At 42.0% G+C, this 24,236-nt stretch carries 20 protein-coding genes; 9 read left to right on the forward strand and 11 right to left on the reverse strand.

Features of this window, described 5'->3' with window-relative positions:
- Positions 1 to 39: 39 nt before the first annotated feature.
- From H6G79_RS06315 to H6G79_RS06325, 3 genes are all read right to left on the reverse strand, one after another.
- Entirely contained in the window at positions 40 to 489 is a 450-nt protein-coding gene (locus H6G79_RS06315) for a YlqD family protein (protein ID WP_062295191.1), read from the reverse strand.
- 135 nt (positions 490 to 624) lie between these two features.
- The gene (locus H6G79_RS06320) at positions 625 to 2,631 is read right to left on the reverse strand and encodes a long-chain fatty acid--CoA ligase (protein ID WP_190590550.1); all 2,007 of its coding nucleotides are present in this window, start codon (positions 2,629 to 2,631) and stop codon (positions 625 to 627) included.
- Between the two features lie 553 nt (positions 2,632 to 3,184).
- A complete protein-coding gene (locus H6G79_RS06325) occupies positions 3,185 to 3,814 on the reverse strand; it encodes a Uma2 family endonuclease (protein ID WP_190590549.1) in 630 nt (209 codons plus the stop codon).
- A 382-nt stretch (positions 3,815 to 4,196) separates the two neighbouring features.
- Here H6G79_RS06325 and H6G79_RS06330 point away from each other — a divergent pair, with 382 nt between their 5' ends.
- Entirely contained in the window at positions 4,197 to 4,346 is a 150-nt protein-coding gene (locus H6G79_RS06330; protein ID WP_190590548.1) for a hypothetical protein, read from the forward strand.
- 78 nt (positions 4,347 to 4,424) lie between these two features.
- On the opposite strand, the gene recQ is transcribed toward H6G79_RS06330, so the two are convergent.
- The gene (gene recQ / locus H6G79_RS06335) at positions 4,425 to 6,581 is read right to left on the reverse strand and encodes a DNA helicase RecQ (protein ID WP_190590576.1); all 2,157 of its coding nucleotides are present in this window, start codon (positions 6,579 to 6,581) and stop codon (positions 4,425 to 4,427) included.
- A gap of 136 nt (positions 6,582 to 6,717) precedes the next feature.
- Between recQ and H6G79_RS06340 the strand changes: the two genes are divergently transcribed.
- The 4 genes from H6G79_RS06340 to H6G79_RS06355 all read left to right on the forward strand — a co-directional run bounded on the left by H6G79_RS06340 (position 6,718) and on the right by H6G79_RS06355 (position 8,998).
- Positions 6,718 to 7,350 (forward strand): Uma2 family endonuclease, encoded by a 633-nt coding sequence (locus H6G79_RS06340; RefSeq protein WP_190590547.1) that lies wholly within the window; start codon positions 6,718 to 6,720, stop codon positions 7,348 to 7,350.
- Positions 7,351 to 7,493: 143 nt separating this feature from the next.
- A complete protein-coding gene (locus tag H6G79_RS06345; RefSeq protein ID WP_190590546.1) occupies positions 7,494 to 8,195 on the forward strand; it encodes a Uma2 family endonuclease in 702 nt (233 codons plus the stop codon).
- Positions 8,196 to 8,279: 84 nt separating this feature from the next.
- Entirely contained in the window at positions 8,280 to 8,585 is a 306-nt protein-coding gene (locus H6G79_RS36615) for a ribbon-helix-helix protein, CopG family (RefSeq protein WP_242048215.1), read from the forward strand.
- Positions 8,582 to 8,998 (forward strand): PIN domain-containing protein, encoded by a 417-nt coding sequence (locus H6G79_RS06355; protein ID WP_190590545.1) that lies wholly within the window; start codon positions 8,582 to 8,584, stop codon positions 8,996 to 8,998. Before H6G79_RS36615 ends, H6G79_RS06355 begins: the two co-directional genes overlap by 4 nt.
- Before the next feature lie 41 nt (positions 8,999 to 9,039).
- Here H6G79_RS06355 and H6G79_RS06360 read toward each other — a convergent pair whose 3' ends face one another.
- The 4 genes from H6G79_RS06360 to ctpB form a co-directional block, all read right to left on the reverse strand.
- Positions 9,040 to 12,369, reverse strand: coding sequence for a tetratricopeptide repeat protein (locus H6G79_RS06360; protein ID WP_190590544.1), 3,330 nt, complete (start codon positions 12,367 to 12,369; stop codon positions 9,040 to 9,042).
- 1 nt (position 12,370) lies between these two features.
- A complete protein-coding gene (locus H6G79_RS06365) occupies positions 12,371 to 12,697 on the reverse strand; it encodes a hypothetical protein (protein ID WP_190590543.1) in 327 nt (108 codons plus the stop codon).
- 146 nt (positions 12,698 to 12,843) lie between these two features.
- Positions 12,844 to 13,812 carry a glycosyltransferase family 2 protein gene (locus tag H6G79_RS06370; RefSeq protein WP_190590542.1) on the reverse strand — a complete coding sequence of 323 codons (969 nt, stop codon included), beginning with the start codon at positions 13,810 to 13,812 and terminating at the stop codon, positions 12,844 to 12,846.
- Between the two features lie 133 nt (positions 13,813 to 13,945).
- On the reverse strand, positions 13,946 to 15,283 hold the full coding sequence (gene ctpB / locus H6G79_RS06375; RefSeq protein WP_190590541.1) for a carboxyl-terminal processing protease CtpB: 1,338 nt from the start codon (positions 15,281 to 15,283) through the stop codon (positions 13,946 to 13,948).
- 326 nt (positions 15,284 to 15,609) lie between these two features.
- On the opposite strand from ctpB, the gene H6G79_RS06380 reads away from it, so the two are divergent.
- Positions 15,610 to 16,380 carry a YdcF family protein gene (locus H6G79_RS06380; RefSeq protein ID WP_190590575.1) on the forward strand — a complete coding sequence of 257 codons (771 nt, stop codon included), beginning with the start codon at positions 15,610 to 15,612 and terminating at the stop codon, positions 16,378 to 16,380.
- Between the two features lie 309 nt (positions 16,381 to 16,689).
- Here the strand turns inward: H6G79_RS06380 and H6G79_RS06385 are convergent, their stop codons facing one another.
- Entirely contained in the window at positions 16,690 to 18,036 is a 1,347-nt protein-coding gene (locus H6G79_RS06385) for a pentapeptide repeat-containing protein (protein WP_190590540.1), read from the reverse strand.
- A gap of 283 nt (positions 18,037 to 18,319) precedes the next feature.
- Entirely contained in the window at positions 18,320 to 18,949 is a 630-nt protein-coding gene (locus H6G79_RS06390; protein ID WP_190590539.1) for a TetR/AcrR family transcriptional regulator, read from the reverse strand.
- 256 nt (positions 18,950 to 19,205) lie between these two features.
- Here H6G79_RS06390 and H6G79_RS06395 point away from each other — a divergent pair, with 256 nt between their 5' ends.
- The gene (locus tag H6G79_RS06395) at positions 19,206 to 20,063 is read left to right on the forward strand and encodes a tetratricopeptide repeat protein (RefSeq protein WP_190590574.1); all 858 of its coding nucleotides are present in this window, start codon (positions 19,206 to 19,208) and stop codon (positions 20,061 to 20,063) included.
- 248 nt (positions 20,064 to 20,311) lie between these two features.
- Here H6G79_RS06395 and H6G79_RS06400 read toward each other — a convergent pair whose 3' ends face one another.
- A complete protein-coding gene (locus tag H6G79_RS06400) occupies positions 20,312 to 20,710 on the reverse strand; it encodes a response regulator (RefSeq protein WP_190590538.1) in 399 nt (132 codons plus the stop codon).
- Between the two features lie 227 nt (positions 20,711 to 20,937).
- Between H6G79_RS06400 and gyrA the strand changes: the two genes are divergently transcribed.
- Complete coding sequence (gene gyrA, locus H6G79_RS06405) at positions 20,938 to 23,460, forward strand: DNA gyrase subunit A (protein ID WP_190590537.1); 2,523 nt, start codon at positions 20,938 to 20,940, stop codon at positions 23,458 to 23,460.
- A 510-nt stretch (positions 23,461 to 23,970) separates the two neighbouring features.
- Positions 23,971 to 24,153, forward strand: a complete 183-nt coding sequence (locus H6G79_RS06410) for a chlorophyll a/b-binding protein (protein WP_190590536.1) — start codon at positions 23,971 to 23,973, stop codon at positions 24,151 to 24,153.
- Positions 24,154 to 24,236 lie beyond the last annotated feature (83 nt).

Below are 24,236 nucleotides of genomic sequence, written 5' to 3' on the forward strand. Positions count from 1 at the left end.
AAAATTTTCAGATTTCATACTTCATATTTCACACTTTATTTAGATATCTCCGCGAATATCTTCAATAATGCCGTCACGGATGACGATTTCAACTTGCATTTTGCTAATTAAGTTATCACCTTTTTCGACACGGAAAAATCCTTCCATTTGAAATTGGTTAACTTCTTGATCTAACTCCAGCAGTTGTACTTGCTGAAGGTTTTGCAGCATTTGGTTTTTCTGCTCTAGGAATTCGCTTTTCTTTTGATTAACTTGCAGTTGGATGTTGTCGATTTGTTGCAGAGTTTGGGGGCTAGGTGGTTGGATACTTTGCTTTTGAATGGCTGCGATCGCTCTTTGTCCTTCGAGGTCTAGTTGCTGCAATTGCTGATCAAGTTGATTGATCTGGGCTTGTAATTGCTGTTGTACTTCCTCTTTCCACAAAGGAGTTACAATCACTTTGACATTGACGATGCGCTTCAAAAGTAGTTGGGGGTTGGAAAGATCCATATTTCGCGTTCACTCTATAAAGTTTGCATTGGAAATTATCAACAAAGAAATCAGGGTGTCAGTAGTCAGAACTCAGAATGTAACTGTTTTTCATCAATTCTGAATTCTGAATTCTTGACTCTGAATTCTGCTTTATCAGGCAAACATTTCGTTAATCAGGTCGCGGTAGCGTTCTGCAACAACGTGTCGCCGGATTTTTAGTGTTTGGGTCATCAAGCCATTTTCAATAGAAAACGGTTCTAGAATCAGCCTGAATGGCCCAATGCGATCGTCTAAACGATAACCTGGACGATTCTGAACTTCCCGATTCAATTCTTGGCGAAACAAATCCTGGATTATTTTACTCTCTAGGTCAACACCAGTGCTGAGTGCTGTTAGCGGTAGCGAGGCGTTTAGCCCGTCCTGAGTGCTGAGTTGAGTTGGTAGATTTATTTGCACGTTCTGACTTTCAGCCCATTTTGCTAAGGCTTCGAGGTTGGGGACAATTAAAGCACCAATACTGCGCTGATCTTGCCCTACGAGCATGATTTGGTCAACATAAGGCGATCGCAAACACGCATCTTCAATTGGCTGTGGTTCGATGTTTTCCCCGTTGGTCAAAACAATTGTATCTTTGGCTCTGCCAGTCAGCACCAAGTCATTTTCTGGTGTGACCCAACCCAAATCACCGCTATCAAACCAACCTTCAGCATCAATGACTTTGGCGGTTGCTTCGGGATTTTGGTAATAGCCTTGCATGATTTGTGGCCCCCGCAACAGCACTAAACCTCGTTGTCCTTTTGGGAGAGGCTGGCGATTTTCAGGATCTACAATTTTTACTTCTGTTCCTGGAATTGGTTGACCGGATGAACCACGGAAATTTCGCCAAGGACGACGCGCATTCGTCACGGGAGAAGTTTCGGTTAAACCGTAACCTTGTAAAATGTCTACACCAATAATTTCAAAAAAGTTATCAATATGCCTTGGTAATGCGCCACCACCACTAATCACATGCTTGATTTGTCCGCCTGTGGCTTCTCTTACCTTGGCATAAACTATCTTTTCTCCCAAAATATGCAACGGTAACAATGCCAAGGCTTGAATTTTAGCCAAAATTCTTTCTACGCTGGAAGCCTGAATATGATCTAAACTCAAGCCTTGGGCAATGCGTTGCGCTTTGATATACTTTTCGCTTGTCCCTACTAAGAAGTTAATCAGGCGTTGCTTGTTGGCTGGTTGTTCTCGAAACTGCTTCTGGACACCTTCATAAATCGATTCCCACAACCGGGGGACGGCAATCATATAATTTGGTTTAAATTCTCTCAAGTCGCGTTTGACAGAACGCAAGTTTGTGTAAACTTGAGTGCAACCTTGTGATAACAAAAAGTATTCACCACTACGTTCGTAACTGTGCCAGGTTGGTAAAATACTCAACACCACATCACCTGGGTGTGGTTGGACGATCGCCCGCAAATACTTCACCTGGTGCATTAAATTGCTGTGGGACAGCATTACACCTTTGGGCTTTCCGGTGGTTCCAGATGTATAAATTAACGTTGCTAAGTCATCAGGAGACTGTTGCGGTCGGACTAATGTCCGATTTACCCCGATTTCTTGTAACTGGTTGAAATTCAGGATTTTGAGTGCGTCATCAGTTGGTGGCGTTTCGTCAGAGAGTAAGATAATGACGCGAATTGGCAAGTCATATAGGCGATCGCGTAATCTATTTAAGGTTTTTAAATCTTCAACTACCAAAATTGTACTGCCGCTATTGGCAATAATAAACAGCAGTTCTTCTTTCTCGGCTTGCGAACTACGCACCGCATCCACACCGCCAGCCGTAATAATACCTTGGTCAGCGATAAACCAGCGAGGACTATTATCAGCAATTAAGGAAATGCGATCGCCTACTTTGACTTCTAAAGCTTGCAAACCTGCCGCAAATTGTTGAATTTGTTCTGCTAACTGAGTATATGTAACAACTGTTTCTGGTTTGGAATGGGGATTTCGCAATGCCACAATATTCCCAAATTCTTTTGCAGCTAAAGGCCAAATCTCCGAGAGTAAATTTACTTTTGAGTAATCTACAGAACCTTGAAATGCCAGCCTTTCTCTCTCACTGATGTTTAATAATATGGAAGATGCAGATTGGGTCTTGGACATAGCACATTACCTAAATTGTAGTAATTTTTAAGTTCTAGTTTATTCTGCTATCCACACTACAATACTCTCCTCAATTTCTAGATCGCGGATTGTGTCAGTTATTTCGTCAGTCCAACGATTGTATTGATAAAAATTTATGTTAGAGTGAAGTTATATAAACTTTAAGCAATACATTCACCAATGATTGCTTAATTTTTGATGGCAAACATCAAAAACAGTGACCACCTAACTTTTCAATGGGGGTGATTACCTATAGATTTCACAGATGCAATATACCTCACCCTAATCAACGCGGCTGCTTGTTTGGCATTACCTAAGTTTCTGTCTGGGATTCTAGCTAAAATCAGGTCTAATCAAGCATCTACAACAGCGACCACATCAACAAAAGCTACAGTTGCAATTACTAGTTTCCCCTATTGTACGGTTTATGCAGTAACAGGCAGTCAATATTGTAAATTCAGTCCCCATTTTTGTTCCAGATGTTCTAGTTATTAATGGGTTCAAGTCCTAGATCCCCGACTTCTTTAAGAAGTCGGGGATCTAGAAAGTTTTCCTACGAAGCCAAATCAAAAATTTGCTGTGCGGTTAAATTAAATTGAGGCAAGGTAGGAGAAACAATAGTCATATTTCCTGTAAAGGTAGTCATCTGATACTCTTTATCAACCAAGTTACAAACAAAAATTGTGGGTTGCTTCGGATTACCGATGAATTTTCTCGCTCCTAGTGCTGCATAATCGATAATCCAATATTCCTCAATTCCCATTTCTTCATAATCCCGAAATTTATCGTAATAATCATCACGCCAATTAGTAGAAACCACCTCAACAATTAATTTGACTGAATCAGGATTTTGAATAATTGATTCGCTTTCCCATCGGGGTTCATTCCCAAGAACTTGTTTGTTTAAAACTATGATATCTGGCTCATAACCTGATTTTTCTCGTTTAGGTTTGATAATCGATTCTCTGGGAATAATCCAAACTCCACCAAAGCCTATCTGTCTAATAATTATCAATAGTTGCTCGATTAGGGAACCTGTGAGATTTGAATGCTTTCCCTTTGGCTTTGGCATTTCGATAATGACTCCATCATGCAGTTCGTAACGAACTTCTGAATTTTCAGGATACCATTTGATAAATTCATCGAAACTGTATAATTTGGATTCGATTTGTGCTTGAGTCATATTATCGAACTTATACTTTAAGTGCTTGATGAACAGATAAAATTACTCTAATTACAATTTATTTTAATATTTTTGGATTTTACTGCTTAATCAGTATCTAGCATCCATAAATTCACACTTATTTATAACTATTACCATACTGGTGAAGTACAGCAATATAAATTTAACCGCCGATTCAAGAGGATGAACGCAGATAAATTTTTACTTCAGCAGAGGAGAATCTGATCGTGGAATATCATTCTGGCAAAATTTTACAAAACTAAATATTGAACTAGCTTATGGAGATGAGAAGAAAATCAAAAGGACTAATGTAGTTCATTTGACAAAATATGTTTCACACTAGGTAAATAGCAAACAAAATTTTGCAAAAAGGGGCATATACATGAGCTTTACAGATGGTTTATTGCTGACATTGGTAAATACTGTGGCTTGTTTGATGTTGCCAAAGCTGTTGTCTGTGATTTTGACTGACAAAACCGAAGCTGAAGCTAAAGTAGCAACTCAACCTGTATCTAGTTCTGAAATTTCCTAAAATCCTGATTGCTGCTGTCGGGCGATCGCTCTGTAGAGAAACATGGAATAATATGTGTTGATGCGATCGCCAAAAAATTTATTTACGCTTTTCTTGTCGCCATTTTTCTTTGACTAAGCGAATTTCATCAAAGGTATAGGCTGTACCCAGTTGTTCTTTTAGCGGGGTGAGGGGAATATCACCGAGAACTTCTAGTACTTGCCAAATTTTTTGGTGATGTTCTAACGGTACAATTTGGTATAAGTCTACAGGCTGATTTTTCTCGATTAATCTTGCGAGATGGCTAACAATTGTCGTTGGGCTGAGTTTGCGTTGTTTGGCAATTTCAGCGACACTTAAACCTTGTTGATGTAAATGCAGTGTTTGTAATTCCGTTCCAGAAATTAAGCTGACTGAAGGTATCACATCAACATCAAAACTAGCTGAACTTTTCGCCTCGCGGTAAGTCCGAATTTCTGCTAAGAATTTTTCGCCATATTGGGCAAGTTTATGACTCCCGACACCAGATAACTTGCCAAATTCAACTAATGTTTTAGGCTGTACCTGTGCCATCAACTTTAACGTCGAGTCATGAAAAATTACGTAAGGTGGAACAGACTGTTCATCAGCCAATTGCTTACGCAGCGATCGCAATTTATGTAATAATTCTTCAGCCTCAGCAGCTTTGGGACTTTCTTCGATTAAAGTTAATTTTTGGGTTGCAGACACAGCAATTTCCACTTTGCGCTGTCGTCGCATCACTTCCCAACTGTGGGCGTTTAATTTTAAGACAGAGTAACCATCACTAGTTTGTTCTAGCAAACCTTGATGTAACAGCGATCGCCCCAACATTCGCCATTCTTCCACACTTCTATCTTTGCCGATACCGTAAGTAGATAACTTGTCGTGTTCGTATTGGGTAATCTTCTGATTTTTTGCCCCCCGCAACACATCAATAATATGCAGCATTCCAAATCTTTCTTTGCAACGCGCCACACAAGATAAAAACTTCATCGCTTCAATTGTCCAATCTTCCACGGGTTTGGGATGACGACAATTGTCGCAGTTAGCGCAATTTCCGAGAAATCTTTCGCCAAAATAACTTAGTTGAATTGTCCGCCGACAATCTGTCCCCTCAGCATAATCTATCATTTGTCGCAGTTGTTGTTTAGCAATCAACTGTTCTTGGGCATCTGTTTTTTGGTTAATACTCCACTCAATAGTTTTAATATCACCAAAACTAAAAAAGATTGTACAGCGTGAAGGTTCACCATCGCGCCCTGCCCGCCCAGATTCTTGATAGTAACTTTCTAAATTGCGGGGAATATCAAAATGAATTACTAGCCGCACATCTGGTTTATTAATTCCCATCCCAAAAGCGATAGTCGCCACCATCACCCGCACATCATCTCGAATAAATCGCGTTTGATTATTGCTGCGTTCTTCGTCACTTAATCCCGCATGATAAGGCAAAACTGAAACTTTATCATTTTGCAGTTTAAAAGTTAATTCATCAACTTTTTTGCGCGTCAGACAATAAATAATCGCTGAACCGTCAATTTCTCGAATTAATTCTAATAATTCAGCGTAAGCATATTTAGTTTTGGGGCGGACTTCGTAATACAGATTTTGCCGATTAAAACTCGCAATGTGAATACTAGGTTGCTTTAACCCGATTTGTTGAATAATATCAGAACGCACACGTTCAGTTGCCGTTGCTGTCAACGCAATCGTCGGGACATTGGGATAACGCGATCGCAACGAGCGCAACTGGCGATATTCTGGACGAAAATCATGTCCCCATTCCGAAACACAGTGCGCCTCATCAATTGCAAAGGTAGAAATCCCAACTTGGTGATGTACTAAATCGAGAAACGGCAAAAACCTTTCACTCATCAGCCGTTCTGGGGCAACATAGAGTAATCTTACCCTACCATTCAGGATGGCTTCTTCACGAGAGCGAACTTGATAAGGATTCAAACTACTATTGAGAAACGTGGCGCTAATATTATTATTTCGCAGTGCTTCTACTTGGTCTTGCATCAACGCAATTAACGGCGATACCACCACCGTCAATCCCTTCTTAATTAACGCTGGTAGCTGAAAGCACAAAGACTTACCGCCACCTGTGGGCATAACTACCAGCAAATCCCGATTTTGTAGCGCATCTTCGATAATTTTTCGCTGTCCCGGACGGAATTGATCATAACCGAAGTGATATTTTAGCGCCTGTTCGAGATTAGGATACTGAAGCATAGCGATCGCTTTTTTGGCTGCATTCCGCGTAGGTAGTTGATACAAAGATTATAAAAGCATAAAATCCTGTCTGCGGTGTGAATTAAAATATGTGCAGGCATGACCCCAGGAAAACCTTACTAGGAGAAATCAAATTATGGTCAGTAGCCTGACAGAACTTTTAAACGATCCAGAGTTATCCCAAATTGATGACCCAGAGGAAAAATTTATCACTACTGGCGTAAACTGGCAAATGTATGAAGCATTACTAGCCAAACTAGAAGATAACTCTCATTACCGCGTTACTTACATAGATGGAATATTAGAAATTGTTTCACCGTCTATCAGACATGAAAATCTTAAAAAACGTTTGGCAATTTTAATAGAACGCTATCTCTACTTAAAAAGAATCCGCTTCAGCCCAATGGGAAGTTCTACTGTTAAAAAACAACTCAAACAAGCTGGAGTTGAACCCGATGAATGCTACGCCATTGGCGAGAAAAAAGATATCCCAGACTTAGCTATAGAGGTAAATATTACTAGTGGTAGCCTGGACAAGTTAAAAATTTACCAACGTTTAGGAGTAGCTGAGGTTTGGGTTTGGCAATTCAATCAACTCAAACTTTATCATTTACGTGAAGAAACACCCACTCAGTTATTAGATACTCACGGTTACGAACAGATTACTGCAAGTGAAATATTACCAGAACTCAATATTGCCTTATTAGAACGATGCGTTCAGATTTCTGATGATATCGAAGCCATCGACCAATTTGAACAAGATGCGTAAGTTCTAATTTAAAGATTGATTCTTCGCGGTTTTTCACTTCTGCGTGAGACGACAATATTTCAGTGCGATCGCTCGGCGTAGATCCTGATACTTTCATTTATAAAATAAAAATGTACTCATAATTGAGGAACGGGATATCAATCATGCTAAATTACAATCCATTAGCTTGCTTGCCTTCATCTGAGGAACTGCCAGACTCTGACGATACCCCCGTGGATAATGAATTACAAGATTTAATTCCCGGTCTACTCAAAGCCCTTCTAGCAATGGCTTGGCCAGAACGCATGGATTGGTTTTTTGGCGTAGATATGGGTATTTATTATGACCCAGATTTACCAGCGATCGTCCCAGATGGGTTTTTGAGTTTGGGCGTAGAGCGATTTTATGATGAATACCTCCGCCCCAGTTATGTGCTTTGGGAAGAGAAGAAACTACCAATATTAGTATTTGAGGTGGTATCTCAAACTTATCGCGGTGAGTATTCGACTAAGAAAGCCGAGTATGCAAAATTGGGAATTTTATATTATGTAGTTTACAACCCACTGCGTCGCCGTAAACCGCGTTTAGAAGTTTATAAATTAGTGAATAATGCTTATGAATTATTGCATGATGGAAATCATGTTTGGTTGCCAGAAATTGGTTTAGGAATTGGCATCGAAAGAGGAACTTATTTAGGCATTCCGCGCGAGTGGGTGTATTGGTATAACGAACAAGGGGAACGGTTGTTAACACCAGAAGAACAAGCCCAGCAAGCAAAGCAACAAGCCCAGCAAGCCCAACAACAAGTACAATTACTAGCGGAAAGGTTGCGATCTCTTGGCGTAGATCCCGATTCTCTCACCTAAATTGCTGTAAATTACAAATGATTCTGTATTCTCTTAAAGTCTCTATTCACTACCAAAACTAACTTATTACATCAGTATACAACGATGACTGATACATCTGGAAAGATTTACATAACCTTGGATTTATCACCAGAACTAAATCAAACCCTTGAAGAATTAGCAAAGAAAATAGGCGCAAGTAAAAGCGATGTTGTGCGTCAAGCTATTACCTTAATGCAAAATATAGTGACGGAGAAACAACAAATACCATCTGCTGTTTCTGCTAGTCAAAACTTAGAAAACTTATCTGAGCTTGATCCTTGGACTAAAAGCCTAATAGGTGTAATTTCTTTAGAATCAGAAAATCAACAGGAAAGTTATGTTAATTACCTAGAGGAAAAATATAGTTGAAGCGAGTATTATTTGACAGCGATGTTTTGCTTGATATTTTAGCTCAACGTCAACCTTTTGTTATCGCCTCAGCACAAGCGTTAAATACAGTCATGAAACAACAAGTGCAAGGTTTTGTTTCAGGACACGCTGTTACAAATATCTTCTATATTTTACGTCGGCAAATCGGCAGTGAGGCAGCACATAAATTGATAGAAAATTTATTGCAACACATACAAGTTGCCAGCGTTACAGACAAAGTAATTCACCAAGCTTTGCAAAGTTCAATTAAAGATTTTGAAGATGCAGTGACAAGTGCAGCAGCGATGAACGCTAATTTAGAAGTAATTGTCACCCGAAATAAAGCCGATTTTACAGCGTCCTCAGTGCCAGCAATCTTGCCAGAAGAGTTGTTGAAAATGCTTGCTGAGTAAAAAGGTTTCAAACACAAACATCATATCCAGTAAATTACGAATTACGAATTACGAATTATTCTCTCAATCATCGCCCTTACCTGTTCAGCATCGGGTGATTGTAACTTCTGCAAAATCTCTAAAGCTGGTTGCAAATAGGATATGGCTTGAGCGTATTCACCCTGTTGTTCTGCCAAATGTCCTAACCTCCACAAAGTCTTGGCTTTGCCTTCAGCATAACCAATGCGTTCATTAATTTCTAAAGATTGCTGAAATAATTTAATCGCTTCATTCACTTCCCCTTTGTTGGCGTAGATACGTCCTAGTTCGCGCAACGTCGCAGCTTTACCTTGGACATTACCAACGCGTTCATCAATTTCAAGGACTTGATGGTAGAGAGCGATCGCTTCATCCACTTCCCCTTTGTTGGCGTAGATCATTCCTAAACAGTGCAACGTCGCGGCTTTACCTTGGACATTACCAATGCGTTCATTGATTTCCAAAGACTGCTGGTAGAGAGCGATCGCTTGATCCACATCCCCTTTGTTGGCGTAGATACCTGCTAGATTGTATAAAGTTAATCCTTTCCAATAAGCATTCCCAATACGTTCAAAAACTTCCAAGCACTCGTAGTAGAGAGCGATCGCTTCATCCACTTCCCCTTTGTTGGCGTAGATACCTGCTAGTTGGTGCAACGTCGCGGCTTTACCTTGGACATCACCAATGCGTTCTTTGATTTCCAAAGACTGCTGGTAGAGAGCGATCGCTTCATCCACTTCCCCTTTGTTGGCGTAGAGAACTCCTAGTTGGTGCAACGTCGCGGCTTTGGTTCGGACATTACCAATGCGTTCAGTGATATCCAAAGACTGATGGCAGAGAGCGATAGCTTCATCCACTTCCCCTTGTTCTCCTTTGAGGATACCGAATTGGTGATAAATTAATGCTAATTCTTGTTCGTCTTCTGCGGGACAAAGTTGTAAAGCTTGTTGATAATATTCTTGTGCTGGTTCAACATTACCTAATTGTTGCTCACAATAAGCTATTCTTGTGAGAACACGAAAGTCTTCAGTAACTTCTAAGGTTGATTGACAAAGCTGCACTCCTTCACGATATCGATTTTGATACCACCATTCATAAACCACTCTCTCCGCAATGTTCGCCGCAATCCCTTCATCCTTCCCCAACAAAGCCAAGCGATGAATTTCTAACTTTTGCCCTTCCGTCGCGCCTTTCGCCTCCTCCCACCACAGCCGATATAAAACCTTTACGGCTTGCGGATACAACTCCTCACCTGCAAACTCTAACAACGGTGCTAAAATCCGAGGCACACGATACAGCACCTCTCCCCCATTTACCGTCACTTCCTCCACTAAACCCAAACTCGCCGCCCGTTGTAAATCTCCTTCCCAACCACAAATCTCACCACAAATCGCAGAAATCGCCGCCTTGGGAACTGGTAACTCATATACCAACATCTTCCCCAACATTTTCCGCAAACTTGGCTTTTGCAACTTCAGCAACTCCTCAGCCAAGATATTCTCTCGAAATCTCTCCTCCTCCCCCTGCATCTTTTGCAAAATCGCCTCTACTCCCTGCGCTTGCAAAGTCCCATCTTGCAAAACCTTATCCAACCATTCCAACAACCGGGAATTACCATCTGCTGCTTTCTTGGCGCGTGACTGCAACTCAGCATCAATCGCCAACACCCCATTAAAAGCATTCAACCTGCTATACTTTTTCGTCAAGTCTGCATCCCGCAACGCCGCCAAATTTTCTCGATGCAAGCGTTGATTTAATTCCGGCAGTACAAAATCATAGCGACTGGTAATAATCACCTTATGGGGAAGTCGGCAATTTTGTACAGCTTTCAACAACGCCAGCAGCACTTCCACCACTTGCGGCTGTAACACATACACCCCATCCCCGCGCAATTCTAAATTTGCTTCAAAGTCATCCAACACCACAGCAAAACGCTGTTCTTGAGTATTCAAACCTTCCTGAAAAAACTTAGTGAGTTGCTGCATCAGGGGTAAATTGCCGTTGAGAATTTCTAACCCCTGTTCTGATGTACATTGTTCAGCTAAGACTTTTCGCAATTTATCTGCATCTAATCCCCGATAAATCACCAACCTGTCATAACCCACCAACCTTTCCAACAGCCGCGCCGTTAGGGTACTTTTACCCACACCCCCCAAGCCATGAATCAGTAACCCTAAATGATTGCGAATTTCTTTGAGACAACGCTGCAAATATCGCCGTCTCCCCACAAACTCGGCTGCTGTCGCTACTCTCACCTGTTGCGTCTGGGGATCTAAAAATTGTTGATATGCTGTTTCTACTAGCGGTAGAGGTACATCCCCCCAAGTTTCCACAAACGCACCGGGACATTCACCACGCACATACAACCGTAACAAGTGCCAATCTTGAACTTGTTGTTGAAATAAATATTGATAGGTACTAGCCAAAGCTTCCGCTAATTGATATCCCCCCGCCAACTTACCATATAAATGTGCGGCGGCACTTGTCGCTGTCCTATCTTCCACCGGACGACCCCAACTTAACACGGTTCTAGCACCCTGAGCAATCAACGCCTCAGCCATTGAAGGGACAGCACCATTAGCGGCTGCTTCTCCGGTACGACAGCCAGACAAAAACACTAACTTAGGAAAGCGAAACCGGAAAACTTGCGCTAATTCGGCGGCGGTGGTTTCCTGACGTTCTCCCGTTTCCGTCTCGGTAATAAAATAAGGCGTGTAAGGTGATTCACCGCTAATGGAAGCGTGTCCCGTCAGGTGAAATACATCAAAACTATCAATATACCGACTCCAAACTTTCCCCAACTCAGTCACACAGCCGCTTTCCTCCACCCGCAAATCTAAACCCATATCTTGGGTATCAGCTAAAATTCGCGCTTCTTCCCGTTCAAAGTCTAATTTGGGAGTAACATTTTCTGGGTCTGTTGCCATAAACAATACGCGCAACTGTCGCGTTTCTACGGTGAAAGGTTCGGTATCTCCCTCCACCAAGCGCACAGGCAAAACTACCGGATTCACCCGCTTTATCAGGAAATCATCACCATCATGCAGCACTTCCCAAGGTAAATGAGCTAATTCTGTAGTATCAATGGCAACTACTAATCCATCCCCGCGACAATTTTTGATCGCACGACTCAGCCATCTACCATCGCCATCCAGCCAATAAAATAACTGCCGCCCGATGTTTGGTAAATTAGGCAGCAGATTATAGTATTCTCGTTTCCCCAGTTTCAACAAGTCGGCAATTTCCGCCAAGTTGAGAGTACGAGATTCATAGTGTTTTTGCTGTGGTAGCCAATACCTGAGTTCAACAGTTTCTTGTGTACTTTCCCGGAGTTGAATGCGGATAGTTTGCACTTTATTTGCTGAGAGATTTGAGGATTTCGGTGATTTCCTCTATAGTAGCGTCTGCAAGAAAAATCCTGTTACCTGTATCTGGGTCAAGAATTACCACATCAAATTGCTTATCTGGATGGGATTCTTGCCATTCTTGATACCATTTGCGGATTTGTTCAGCTAAAGCCACCACACCGCCAACAATCCCGACAATGGTAGCTATAGCAGCCAAAGTTCCCTCGCGCTGCGTCGGTACTTCATAACTCCCCGATATCCCAGGAATTTCTAACAAAGCTTCGGCGGCGGCTGGTGCGCCTTCACCCTCAATCCCAATTTGAATTTCTGCCATTAGTAATCTTTACCACAAGAATAAAATCATACATCCCAAAAATATTTTAAATATAGCTGTAGTCACTTAGCTTATAAATCTCCTAACTTACAACATTTTTCATCTCAATAAGTTAAATTCCCCTAGCCCCTAGCCTCTATTAACTTTTACAACCAAGCAATTATCTTGGCATTTTCTGGTAACTTAGCGTTTTTCTGCCCAGCCGCGCGAGCTTGAATAACAAAGACACTAATAGGAGTATTCAATAAATCTACAAGAGAGGCTTTACCTGCGATCGCCTTTACCGTATTTTTAGGTAATTCTTTGAACATCCAACGTCCCAACCGATGTCCATATTCTGCCAGCGTCAATTCTGGCATCAGTTCTACCCCATGTAATTCATGCAAATAGCGATTTGAGCGTCCATAACGTCGCCACTGACTAGTCAGTTCTTTAAGTGTAGAACGATGGCGATGCTGTACAGTCGCTTGGGGTGCAAACTCTAAACGCCCAAGATTTTGCCGCAAAATCCGCCAGCAGATGTCTGCATCACCACCAGTAGTTAAGTAAGGACGAAATAAGCCAGCTTTTTCTAAAGCGATGCGGCGAATTGCTAAATTGGCAGTTTGTCCATAGGCGCAAAAGGGATGAGCTAATGTGTGCTTTTGCGATAAAACGTCCTGAAGTTCGGCGTACTGTTCTAATAAACTGTTACCTGGAAGTGCTGTAATTTCGCCAGCAACAATTACCACATCAGAATTAACAAATGGTTGAATGAGCGATTCTAGCCACTGGGGTTGGGGATGACAATCAGCATCGGTAAAAGCAATAATTTCTCCGGTTGCAGCGCGAATTCCTGTATTTCTGGCAGCGTAGGAACTTTGAATTTGATTTTCGCTTAAAGCACTAATTTTAATTACTGAATTTGCCGCCGCTTCTTGGAGTAAAGCTAAGGTGCGATCGCTACTGTTATTGTCTACCAACAAGTATTCTACTCGGTCTTGGGGGTAGGTTTGCGCCGACAAACAAGCAATCAACGCTGATAAATCTGCTTCAGCATTATAAATAGGAACAACCACCGAAACCATTGGCAAAAATCTGGCGGCGGTGGTTGTATCAATTGACTGATGATTCATAAAAATTAGGGATTTTGGCAATTAGATTACTCATTATTATTCCCAATTCCCTAATTCTATGTAGATTTCATCAGGTAGTTTTTTTACTCCAGCAATTTAGATTAACAAACCCTCATACATGAACCTGAAATCATTAGAACTTCAAGGTTTCAGCACTCGCACTCACAGGCGGGATGTTTTGAATCACAGAAGACTGAGCAAAACTGTTACTAGACAAAGCTGCGATCGCTCTTGCATACTGTGGATCGCTAGAAGTGCCGATTAAACCGGGGTTAGATGCCAATTGACGCTCTTGTGCTTCGGTTAAATCAATCTTGATATCGGGAGTAATACCCTTATGGTTAATATCAGTTCCCAGTGGAGTGTAGTAATGAGCAATAGTCACAGCTAAACCAGAACCATCAGATAGTTCATGTACTGATTGGACTAAAGCCTTACCAAAGGTTTGACTACCAATAACTACGGCGCGTTTATTATCTTTGAGCGCCCCGGTCAAAATTTCGCTGGCACTAGCGGAGTTACCATCTACTAAAATTGCCAAGGGGAGTTTTGTTAAAGCAGTGCGATTTGCTCTGGTTTGTTCGCTGCTACCTTGACGGTCAACTGTGCGGACGATCGCACCATTATCCATCCACATCCGCGCAATCTCAATACTAGCTTGCAACAAACCACCAGGGTTGCCACGCAAATCTAAGACAAAAGCATCAACTTTCTTACCATTTAAATCTCGAATGGCTCGACGCATTTGATCGGCGGCGTGACCACTAAACTCTCTTAAGCGGATATAACCTACACGGCGATTACCTTCTTGCTTGAGGTTATAACTAACAGTCGGGACTTCAATGGTTGCTCTTGTCAGTTTCAAATCAAAAGCACCTTGTCCACTTCTTTCCAAGCGTAATGTGATTGGTGTACCTGCTTGACCACGAATTAGTTTAGAAGCATCATCCACCTTCAGCTTCACAGTGGGTTTTCCATCAATTGCTAATATTTCATCCCCAGCTTTAATCCCTGCTTTCAAGGCTGGCGAATTCTCTATGGCTTCGACAACCGTCAGCCGTTGAGTTTTTTCGTTAATTTCCATCCGAATACCAATACCAGAGACTTCGCCAGAAGTTTGACTGGTGAGAGCTTCATACTGTTTAGGGTCCATGAATCTTGTATATGGATCGCCCAATCTTTGTAAAGCTTCGCGGATAGCGATGTAGGCTTCTTGTTTAGAAGCATAATCTTTACTTAATAAGCTCTGCCTAGTTGCTTGCCAATCTTGTTGATTAAAATTACCATCAACATACTCACGATTTACCAGTTGCCACACTTGGTCAACTAAGGCTTTGGGGCTATCTTGTAGGGCGGCACGAACGCAACGAGTCCAAGCAGGGCCGAATACGGACACGGTAGCGGTTGTGGCGATCGCTCCACCAATCATGGCCAGTTGGAGGGGCGAGTAACGTTTCGCAGATTGGTTCATGTATATTAGCTGGAATGGTTGTTTTGTTGAAAGTTTAGCAATCAGACTTTTCAGAGACTTTTAAGTTTTTATAATCTATTTTCAGTTAAGCTTTCTTCATTATTTTCCCCTCGGAATTATCTTGATAATTTTGCCTTACTTACCATTAGTGTCGTAGCCATACTTCTGCTAAATAACTTAGCAGTCTTATCGAGTCCTATACAAGTATTGTGACACTTTTAACCGTGTCATATTTACACCCTATATTAATTTTATAAGATAGCATTTTGTTGAATGGACTGCTGGCATTTTGGATATTATTTAACTTAGCTTTTTTTAGCTATGACATGAGACATAAATTTACTCGTATTTCATCAATTCTTGACCAAAGAAAAATCAGACAATGGTTGCAATTGTTACAAAAAATATTACGTACTTTATGCTTAATTTTGGGCTGCTGGCTAATTTTCATCACTATAACCTTAGTTCCGGCATCCTCCAAGCCAGTGGACGCTTTATTTGTCCTTGGTGGTAGCATTCGCCGTGAAATCTATGTTGCCCAACAAGCCAAAGAAAATCCCAAAATTCCAATTTTAATTTCTCGTGGTTCGCTCGACCCTTGTATAAAGCTGATTTTTGAAAGGGAAACAGCAGATTTAGAAAACGTGTGGTTAGAAAATTGCGCCAATTCCACCTTTGATAATTTCTATTACGGCATTCCGATTCTCAAACGCTGGAAAGTACATAAAGTTAAGTTAATTAGTTCACCAAGTCACTTTCCGAGAGCCAAATGGATGGCGCAGATCCTTTTAGGGGCGCATGGTATTTGGGTAGAACCAGAAGTAGTCAAGGAAAAAGGTCGTCCCGCAAATCAGGAATATTGGTGGAAAACAGTATTTGATATTACACGCAGTTTATTTTGGGCTGTGATCAGTCAATTTGTCCAACCACAATGCTCATCTGTCATTGAACTCACCGATGTAAATATGCAGTTTTGGCAACGCCAAGGTTTTGTCTGTGAACGACAAGGCGATTTGGGAGGCAGAGGGCGAGGAGGTATTGGGGGTGTAGGGGAAGGGGGGACAGGGGAGATAAGGGGGACAAGGGGGACAAGGTAGATAAGGGAGGAGATGAATTTTGACTCAGTAAGTTGGTGCAATAAGAATAGGGAACAAAGATTGTCGGTGAAGAATGGGTGTAAGGGTTTGAGGGTGTGAGGGTTTTGAACACCTACACCCGCATTTCTCACAAGCTTCAGGCGTTTGATGGGGCAGAGGTGCGGAGGGGCAGGGGAGAGAGTACCTTCATTCTCCCCTGCTCCCCTGCACAGGCTTTGAAAGGTGTGGTGAGAAATCCGGGCTACACCCCTAAGGAGAAGCCAAAAGATAGAGAATTTTTGACTTTTAACTTTTGACTTTTGACTTGATTTATCTCCCCAACAAGTTGGGAATACCTTCACAACCGCCGGGAATGGTGGCTCTAGTTGCTTCTCCACCCCAAGCACAGCAGTAGTAACGGTTAGTTTCAGAAATTCTTTGGGCGTTGGTGAAGTCGGCATTTTCAATAACAGCGCCTGTGTGTTCACCAGTTTCGTAGTTGGGTGGTTCTGAGCGGCTACGGGGTGAGGCTTTCTCTAGGGAGCCATAAAATAAACGTACTCCATTGAGGTCTGCGCCCCTAAGATTGGCATTATACAAAATGGTGCGCGAGAGGTTGGCTTTTACCAAGTCGCAATCACTCAGGTTGACACGGACTAAATTCGCTTCACTCAAGTCAGTCCAGCGTAAATCTGTTGCGGAAAGGTCGGCTGCGGCTAACATTACACCTAAGTCAATTACACGCACACCTTCTAGGCGGTCTTCTTCATAACCACCCATACCGTTGAGAATGGCTCGACCTAAGCGCCGATCGCGTTTTAAGGGTGTGAGTAGCTTAGAACGGGATAAAAAGCGGAGAATTTTGGCTTTACCACTACCATCAACACTACTAAAAATGGCTGCTGTGCGACCTTCTGCGATCGCTCTTTCTTGGGGCCAGTCCTCTAGTAAGCCTTCTTCATCTAACACCAAGTCAGAAACGCCCTGGAAATAAGAATCTATGGTCTGCTGTTGAGTAATGATATTTTGTTGAACTGTCAGCAAATTTTGTTGAATGGTCAGGTCTTTGGAAATTACATACTGTCGCCAAGCTACATAAACAGCAATAATGGCAATTAAAATTTGCCCCAATGCTCCAAACCATTCTGCTAATGTACCAGAAGCTTCCCAGTTGATTTTTTGCCCAAACATCAGTAGGCGATCGCCTGTACCAGAAAATTTGATCAAGCCTACCAATGCAGCGATTAATCCCAAAAAACCAACAAACAAGGTTCTGTCTTCTGGTGTAAACCATTCTTTGAGGACATATTGCAACCAAGGCAAGAGCATCGCTAGAGATAATACCAAAGTCACCAAGGTTCCCAAAATTCCAATTATCCAGTTATTGATGATCACTCCCAGCAAAGTCATAGCGATCGCTGCTACTGTGACGATTAATGCCCTGGGTTTAACTGTAAAATGCGGAATAGAGCGTTGTAGTACCTGAGAACGGGCTTGCTGCATAACGGCATTATTTTGCGATGATTGCAAAGATGAAATCGCCGCTAAAGCTTGTTGTGCCGTCAGTGCTTCGGGATTAACATGATTATCCATCAAGCCATGATCGAAATCGTTTGGTTCCTCTTCGGGTAAAGGTTCTGGGTTTTGGGGTTTGGGTGAGTTTGATTCAATGGACATGCTTTCTATTCTGCCCCAGTAGACTCAGTTCAACAGCTGTTTTATGTTAACTGCTAACAGGTAGAATTCGGCACAGGGCGATCGCTAGTATAGTAATTTGGTGTGATTATCCGTGCAGGACGGGAGTTGGGAGTGGGAAGTGTGGGAGGGGTGGGAGGTGTGGGAGGATGGTAAAGAAATCTTTCCCCCCACACTCCCCCCTCTCCCCCCTCTCCCCAAACTCCCCACACTCCTACACCCCTACACCCTTGATTTTCATCTCACCGCCTAAGCCCTATTTGGATTAAATCGGTGCAATCCCCAACCAAATTGCTTCTATCAAACCCTGTACAAATGACAACTCTACTTTTGGTTGCTGTTTTAAATCAAAGTCTGGAATAGCTTCTGTTTGGCAATGATTTGGCGAGAAATGTAGTTGTTCTGAGAGGGCGTAGTTCATCAGAGTTCCTACTAAAATATGAGCAATTATTTTGGCATTAACTGGACGCAATCTACTGAGACTAATTTCTTGTTCTAGAAAATCAGTAAGTATTTTTACATCTTGTACTGGCCCTTGTTCTTTGGTCACACAATTTTCTGGAATGGCATTGCCACGAGAACGCAACATCATAAACCGGGGTAGGACTTCACTGTAAAATTCCAGAATTTGAAAACAGACCTGAATCAGATTTTCTTTGAGATTACCCTTGCCGCATAAGTTTTCCAATTCTTTCATCCACAAAGCCTTTTCTGGAAGCCCCATTGCCGCAAAAAACAATTCTTCTTTTGTAGAAAAACGCTTGAAAATTAAAGCCTCAGAAATACCAGCCAACTGAGCAATTTCGATTGTGGAACCACTAAAACCTTGCTGAAAGAAAACTTGGCGAGCAGCTTCTAAAATTTGCTGATTAGTAATTTTAGGTTTACGAGCCATACAGAAGTAACTACATACTGATGAATTTATGCTTGGTTCATGCTGATGTCAATACTGGGGAGATAGGAGGCAGAGACTAGCGGCTAGAGGCTAGGGACTAAATTACTCAGCACTCAGCACTCAGCACTTTCTACTCAATTAAGCTAAGGTGATGAATACAGCCATTGCTAACGACTGTAAACTTGGCCTGTCAGCTAAAGTGGAGATCGTTTAAGCTAACTGACAGATGATTCGATTTGTGGTAAGAGGCGGTAGTGTGCCTAAACACGTTGGTTTGATTTCATTTCTGGTTGCCTGTAGTTTGTTGAGTTTACCCCAAGTAGCTCATGCACAGGCACTCGTTCCCCATACCCTGCAACTAGATCCAGCAAAACTGGAGAAGCAAGGTTTGGCTTTAGCTCAAGAAGCAGCGCAACTCGCTCAGTTTCAGCAGATTGATTTAGCTTTACCAAGAGCGCGGTTGGCCAGCCAACTGGCTCCCAAAAATGATAAAGTTTGGTTGCTGTTGGGTGGTTTGCATTTACAAAATCGGGAATTTGAGCCGGCGCTTGCAGCTTTGAAAAAAGCACAATCGCTCAACCCTAAAAATGCCGATGTTTTTTTTGCGATGGGTTCGGCTAATTTTCAACAGAAACAGTATGATGCGGCAGTTACTAATTATCAAGCAGGTTTAAAGCTCAAACCCAATGACCCAGAAGCTTTGTTTGATTTAGGTAATGCCTACTATATGCTGGGTAAATTACCAGAGGCGATCGCCCAATATAATCAAGCTGTTGCCCAAAATAAAAAATTCTGGGCGGCAATTAATAACATTGGCTTAATTCAATACGAACAGGGTCAAACTGATGCTGCCATTAAGCAATGGCAAACGGCTATATCTATCGATAAGCAAGCGGCTGAACCTTTATTAGCTTTAGCAGTCGCACTATATACTAAAGGCGATCGTCAACAAAGTTTGACATTGGGAGAAAACGCTTTACGTATTGATCAGCGTTACGCTGATTTAGATTTTTTAAAAGAAAATCTTTGGGGTGAACGTCTACTAACTGATACTAAGAAATTTTTAGAACTGCCCCGCATTCAAGCAGCTCTACAGCAACAGCCAACGCAGTAAGGAGTGCTGAGTGCTGAGTTGAAAGTGCTGAGTCAAAAGACCGCTACGCGGTGTAGGGCATTTACCAAATATGATGGTTCTGATGATTAATCTCGACTCTTACTCAGCACTCAGCACTTTTTTCTCACTACTACTTGCGGAAAAACGTATCTTATAGTACACATATACTAGATAAAAGGAAAATATTCGCCCAAAAACACTGTGCTTTCGGGCGAATATTTTCACAGAGTCTAGTTAATTCCTAGCGGTCATGAATGGGGAAGCAGTGCCATGATTTGGTCAACAAATTGTTGGTGGTCAACAACAGGCTTAGAGATGTAACCGTCAGCGCCGCTTTGCTTGAGGAAGTTCTCGCGATCGCCTTCCATCGCGTGTGCAGTCACTAAAATGATCGGTAATTTGGCTGTTTGTGGATCAGCCTTTAACATTTGGGTAATTTTGATACCATCAACAGATTTACCTTGATAGACACTTCTAGACAAAGAAACATCCATTAAAATTAAGTCGGCGTTCCCAGACTGAGCAATTTGGATTACTTCTTCGACATTTTCGGTATGTTTTACATCTAGTCCACCGCGCTTAGTCAAAATTTTGGAAAAAACGCGAGCATTAATTAGATCGTCTTCAACAATTAAAACTGTTTTCATGAGAATTTTATTAATAGAGGTTAAGGGAAGAATGCACTGAGCAGCAAAGTTGTCTAGCTCTTTTTTAATCACTAATGTATGTTCCCGTCATCAAGGATAATACTACTGCCGTTTATCCTGTGGCTAACAAGATTGTGTTAGGAATGTCTTTTCATCCGTTATGCTGTGTTTGCTGCATTGTTCAGTTATAGAGATTTTTGTGTAGTTAACTTTCAGGGAAAAAACTCATGGCAAAACAGTTAAACCTTCTCTCAACGGGACAGGTAATTACAACAGCCTTGCACACCGAGATGCAAAGGTCTTATCTAGAATATGCCATGAGTGTGATTGTTGGGCGAGCTTTGCCAGATGTCCGCGATGGCTTAAAGCCTGTGCATCGGCGCATTTTATATGCCATGCACGAACTAGGTTTAACACCAGACAGACCGTATCGTAAATGTGCGCGTGTGGTGGGTGATGTACTAGGTAAATACCACCCCCACGGTGATCAAGCAGTTTATGATGCTTTGGTGAGGTTGGTGCAAGATTTTTCCAGCCGTTATCCTTTACTAGCAGGACATGGCAATTTTGGCAGCGTGGATAATGACCCACCAGCCGCCATGCGTTACACCGAAACTCGTTTAGCATCCATTAGCCATGAGGGGATGCTGACAGAAATCGGTGAAGAAACTGTAGAATTTATCGGCAACTTTGATAATTCCCAGCAAGAACCCACAGTATTACCTGCACAGTTACCTTTTTTGTTACTCAATGGTTGTGCGGGAATTGCTGTGGGTATGGCCACGAATATTCCGCCGCACAATTTGGGGGAAATTGTTGATGGCTTAATTGCTTTAATCGACCAGCCAGATTTAGGAGATGAAAAGTTATTAGAGTTAATTCCAGGGCCAGACTTTCCTACTGGTGGGGAAATTGTGGGTGATGCAGGCATTAGAGAAGCATACACCACAGGTAAAGGTGGAATTATCTTACGGGGTGTTGCCCAAATTGAAGAAGTTGCTGGCGGGAAGGGAACAAAGCGCCGGACAGCCATTGTAATTACGGAATTGCCTTATCAAGTGAATAAGGCTGGCTGGATTGAAAAGGTCGCAGAGTTAGTTAACCAAGGACGCTTGCAGGGTATTTCTGATATTCGTGATGAAAGCGATCGCGAAGGGATGCGGGTAGTCATTGAACTCAAACGTGATACAAATCCCCAAGAAGTATTGCAACATTTGTATCATCAAACTGCTTTACAAACTAATTTTGGGGCAATTTTACTGGCAATTGTCGAAGGACAACCCCGGCAATTAAGCCTGCGTCAATTGTTACAAGAGTTTCTCAATTTCCGAGAAGCAACCCTCAACCGTCGCTATAGTTACGAATTAGGTAAAGCTGAAAGTCGCTTGCATATAGTTGAGGGTTTACTCAAAGCCTTATCTCAAGTCGATGAAGTGATTAGCATTTTGCGCCAAGCTGCTGACGGTAGTACAGCCAAAATGAATTTGAGTAGCCAGTTAAATTTAAGTGAGACGCAAGCAGACGCAATTTTAGCTATGCCTTTGCGGCGCTTAACAAGTTTAGAACAACAGAATTTGCAGCAAGAATTTGAGCAACTCACTTCACAAATTGCCTTATTGCAAAACTTACTTAGCGATCGCCGGGAATTGTTAAAGTCACTGAAAAAAGATTTGCGATCGCTCAAGCGCAAGTATAATGATCCGCGACGTACTAAGCTAGGCCCCAGCATAGCCGAGGAATTCCCAAAAAGCAAAACAGCAGAAGGTTCTAGAAGTCGTAAAACCGAAGAAACTGAAGAAAGTCCCGCCATCGAACAGCCTGCGGAAGACGCAATTCTGGAGTTTACCCAACGGGGTTATGTCCGTCGCCTAGCCACCACTGGGAAAAAATCAAAAGTAGAAAATGGTCTACCAGACAATGATTTCCTCATCCAAACGGAATTAACCGATACAAACCAAGATTTACTCATTCTGACCAGTGGTGGCAAAGTTTATCCTGTGCGAGTCGGCGACATTCCCTTAACTACGGGTCGTTCTCCACGGGGAACACCATTAATTACCACACTCACCACTACAGCCCAAGGCAGTCAAGAACCTGTTGTCAGCCGCTTTTTATTACCAGCAGATTTCGACTCCAAGCAAATGATTCTCCTGACAAAACAAGGCAGAATCAAGCGGTTATCTTTGGCAGAATTTACTAACCTGACTCGTCGCGGAATCACAATTGTCAAACTCAAAGACGATGATGAATTGTTATTTACTCAGTTCACCACCACAGGAGAACATTTAATTTTAGCTAGTTCCGGTGGGCGATTATTGCGGTTTGCTGTCAATGACGAACAGTTAACCGTTATGGGTAGAACCGCGATGGGTTTGCAAGCCTTTCGACTGTTGCGAAATCAGCAGATGGTTGGCTGTGCAACTGTGGGTAAAGATGACCAATTGCTGTTAGTGACTCAACAAGGATACGCCAAGCGGATGCCCGCAAGTCAATTAAGAGCAGCGAACCGTGGCGATTTAGGTACACAAGCTCTGAAGTTTGCGAGTAAAACCGACAACTTAGCCAGTATGGTGAAGGCAACTACCCCAGAAGTCGCACTCATCACCAATAAAGAGCGTGTAGTCCGGCTAACTGTAGATACAGTCCCGGTTTTGACTAGAGATACAACAGGCGAAAGCATTCTGCAACTCAATCGAGATGAGAAAATTATTGCTGTTGTTGATGTGCGCTCTCATCTGGTTCAGTCTTGATTCGTAAGAATTCAGTAGTCAAAATATAGGAAAAATCAGAAAAAATTATTGAAGAAGAACTCAGCAGTCAGAATTCACAAATCAGAACAAGAGTGTGTAGCGGATTTATGATTGCGGAACTCCCATAGCAGTGCTAAATCATTCGTGAAATTTCCTTTCTTTTCCTTCCTCTCTTTCTTTGTGTCCTTTGCGTCCTTTGCGGTTCGTTAAAAAGAATACTTTTTCACAACTCAGATAGGATTGCTATATCAAATTTACAGATTAATGATCAACCGGAAGAGAGATTTTTCCGGTTATTTGTTTTGTTAACTAATACATAATCTGCCCCATACCTTCATTGTTTATCAGAGCAAACAGTTTTTTGTCTCTACACAATTTATTGGTATGAGAATAGTTCGGTGCGATCGCACTTTGGTAAATATCAACAAATGTTGCATTTCTTAAAAAAGTTGTTATATTAGTTTACATAAGGCAATAAATCTTGAGTAAATCCAGTTTGGAGTTTTAACAATGACTAACACAACCACAAAAATCACCGCTCCTGTAGTTGAAGATCGTAATGCTTGGCGTTGGGGTTTTACTCCACAAGCAGAAATTTGGAATGGTCGTTTAGCAATGATTGGCTTTTTAGCTGCGGTGTTGATTGAATTATTTTCTGGTCAAGGCTTCCTACATTTCTGGGGAATTCTTTAAGTTTTAAGTAACGAACTCACTTTTTTAAGAATATGAAAAATAAAAACCTGGTAGCAATTAACTACCAGGTTGTTTATTCTTGT

It is taken from the genome of Anabaena sp. FACHB-83, assembly GCF_014697485.1.
Classification (GTDB): Bacteria; Cyanobacteriota; Cyanobacteriia; order Cyanobacteriales; family Nostocaceae; genus Nostoc_B.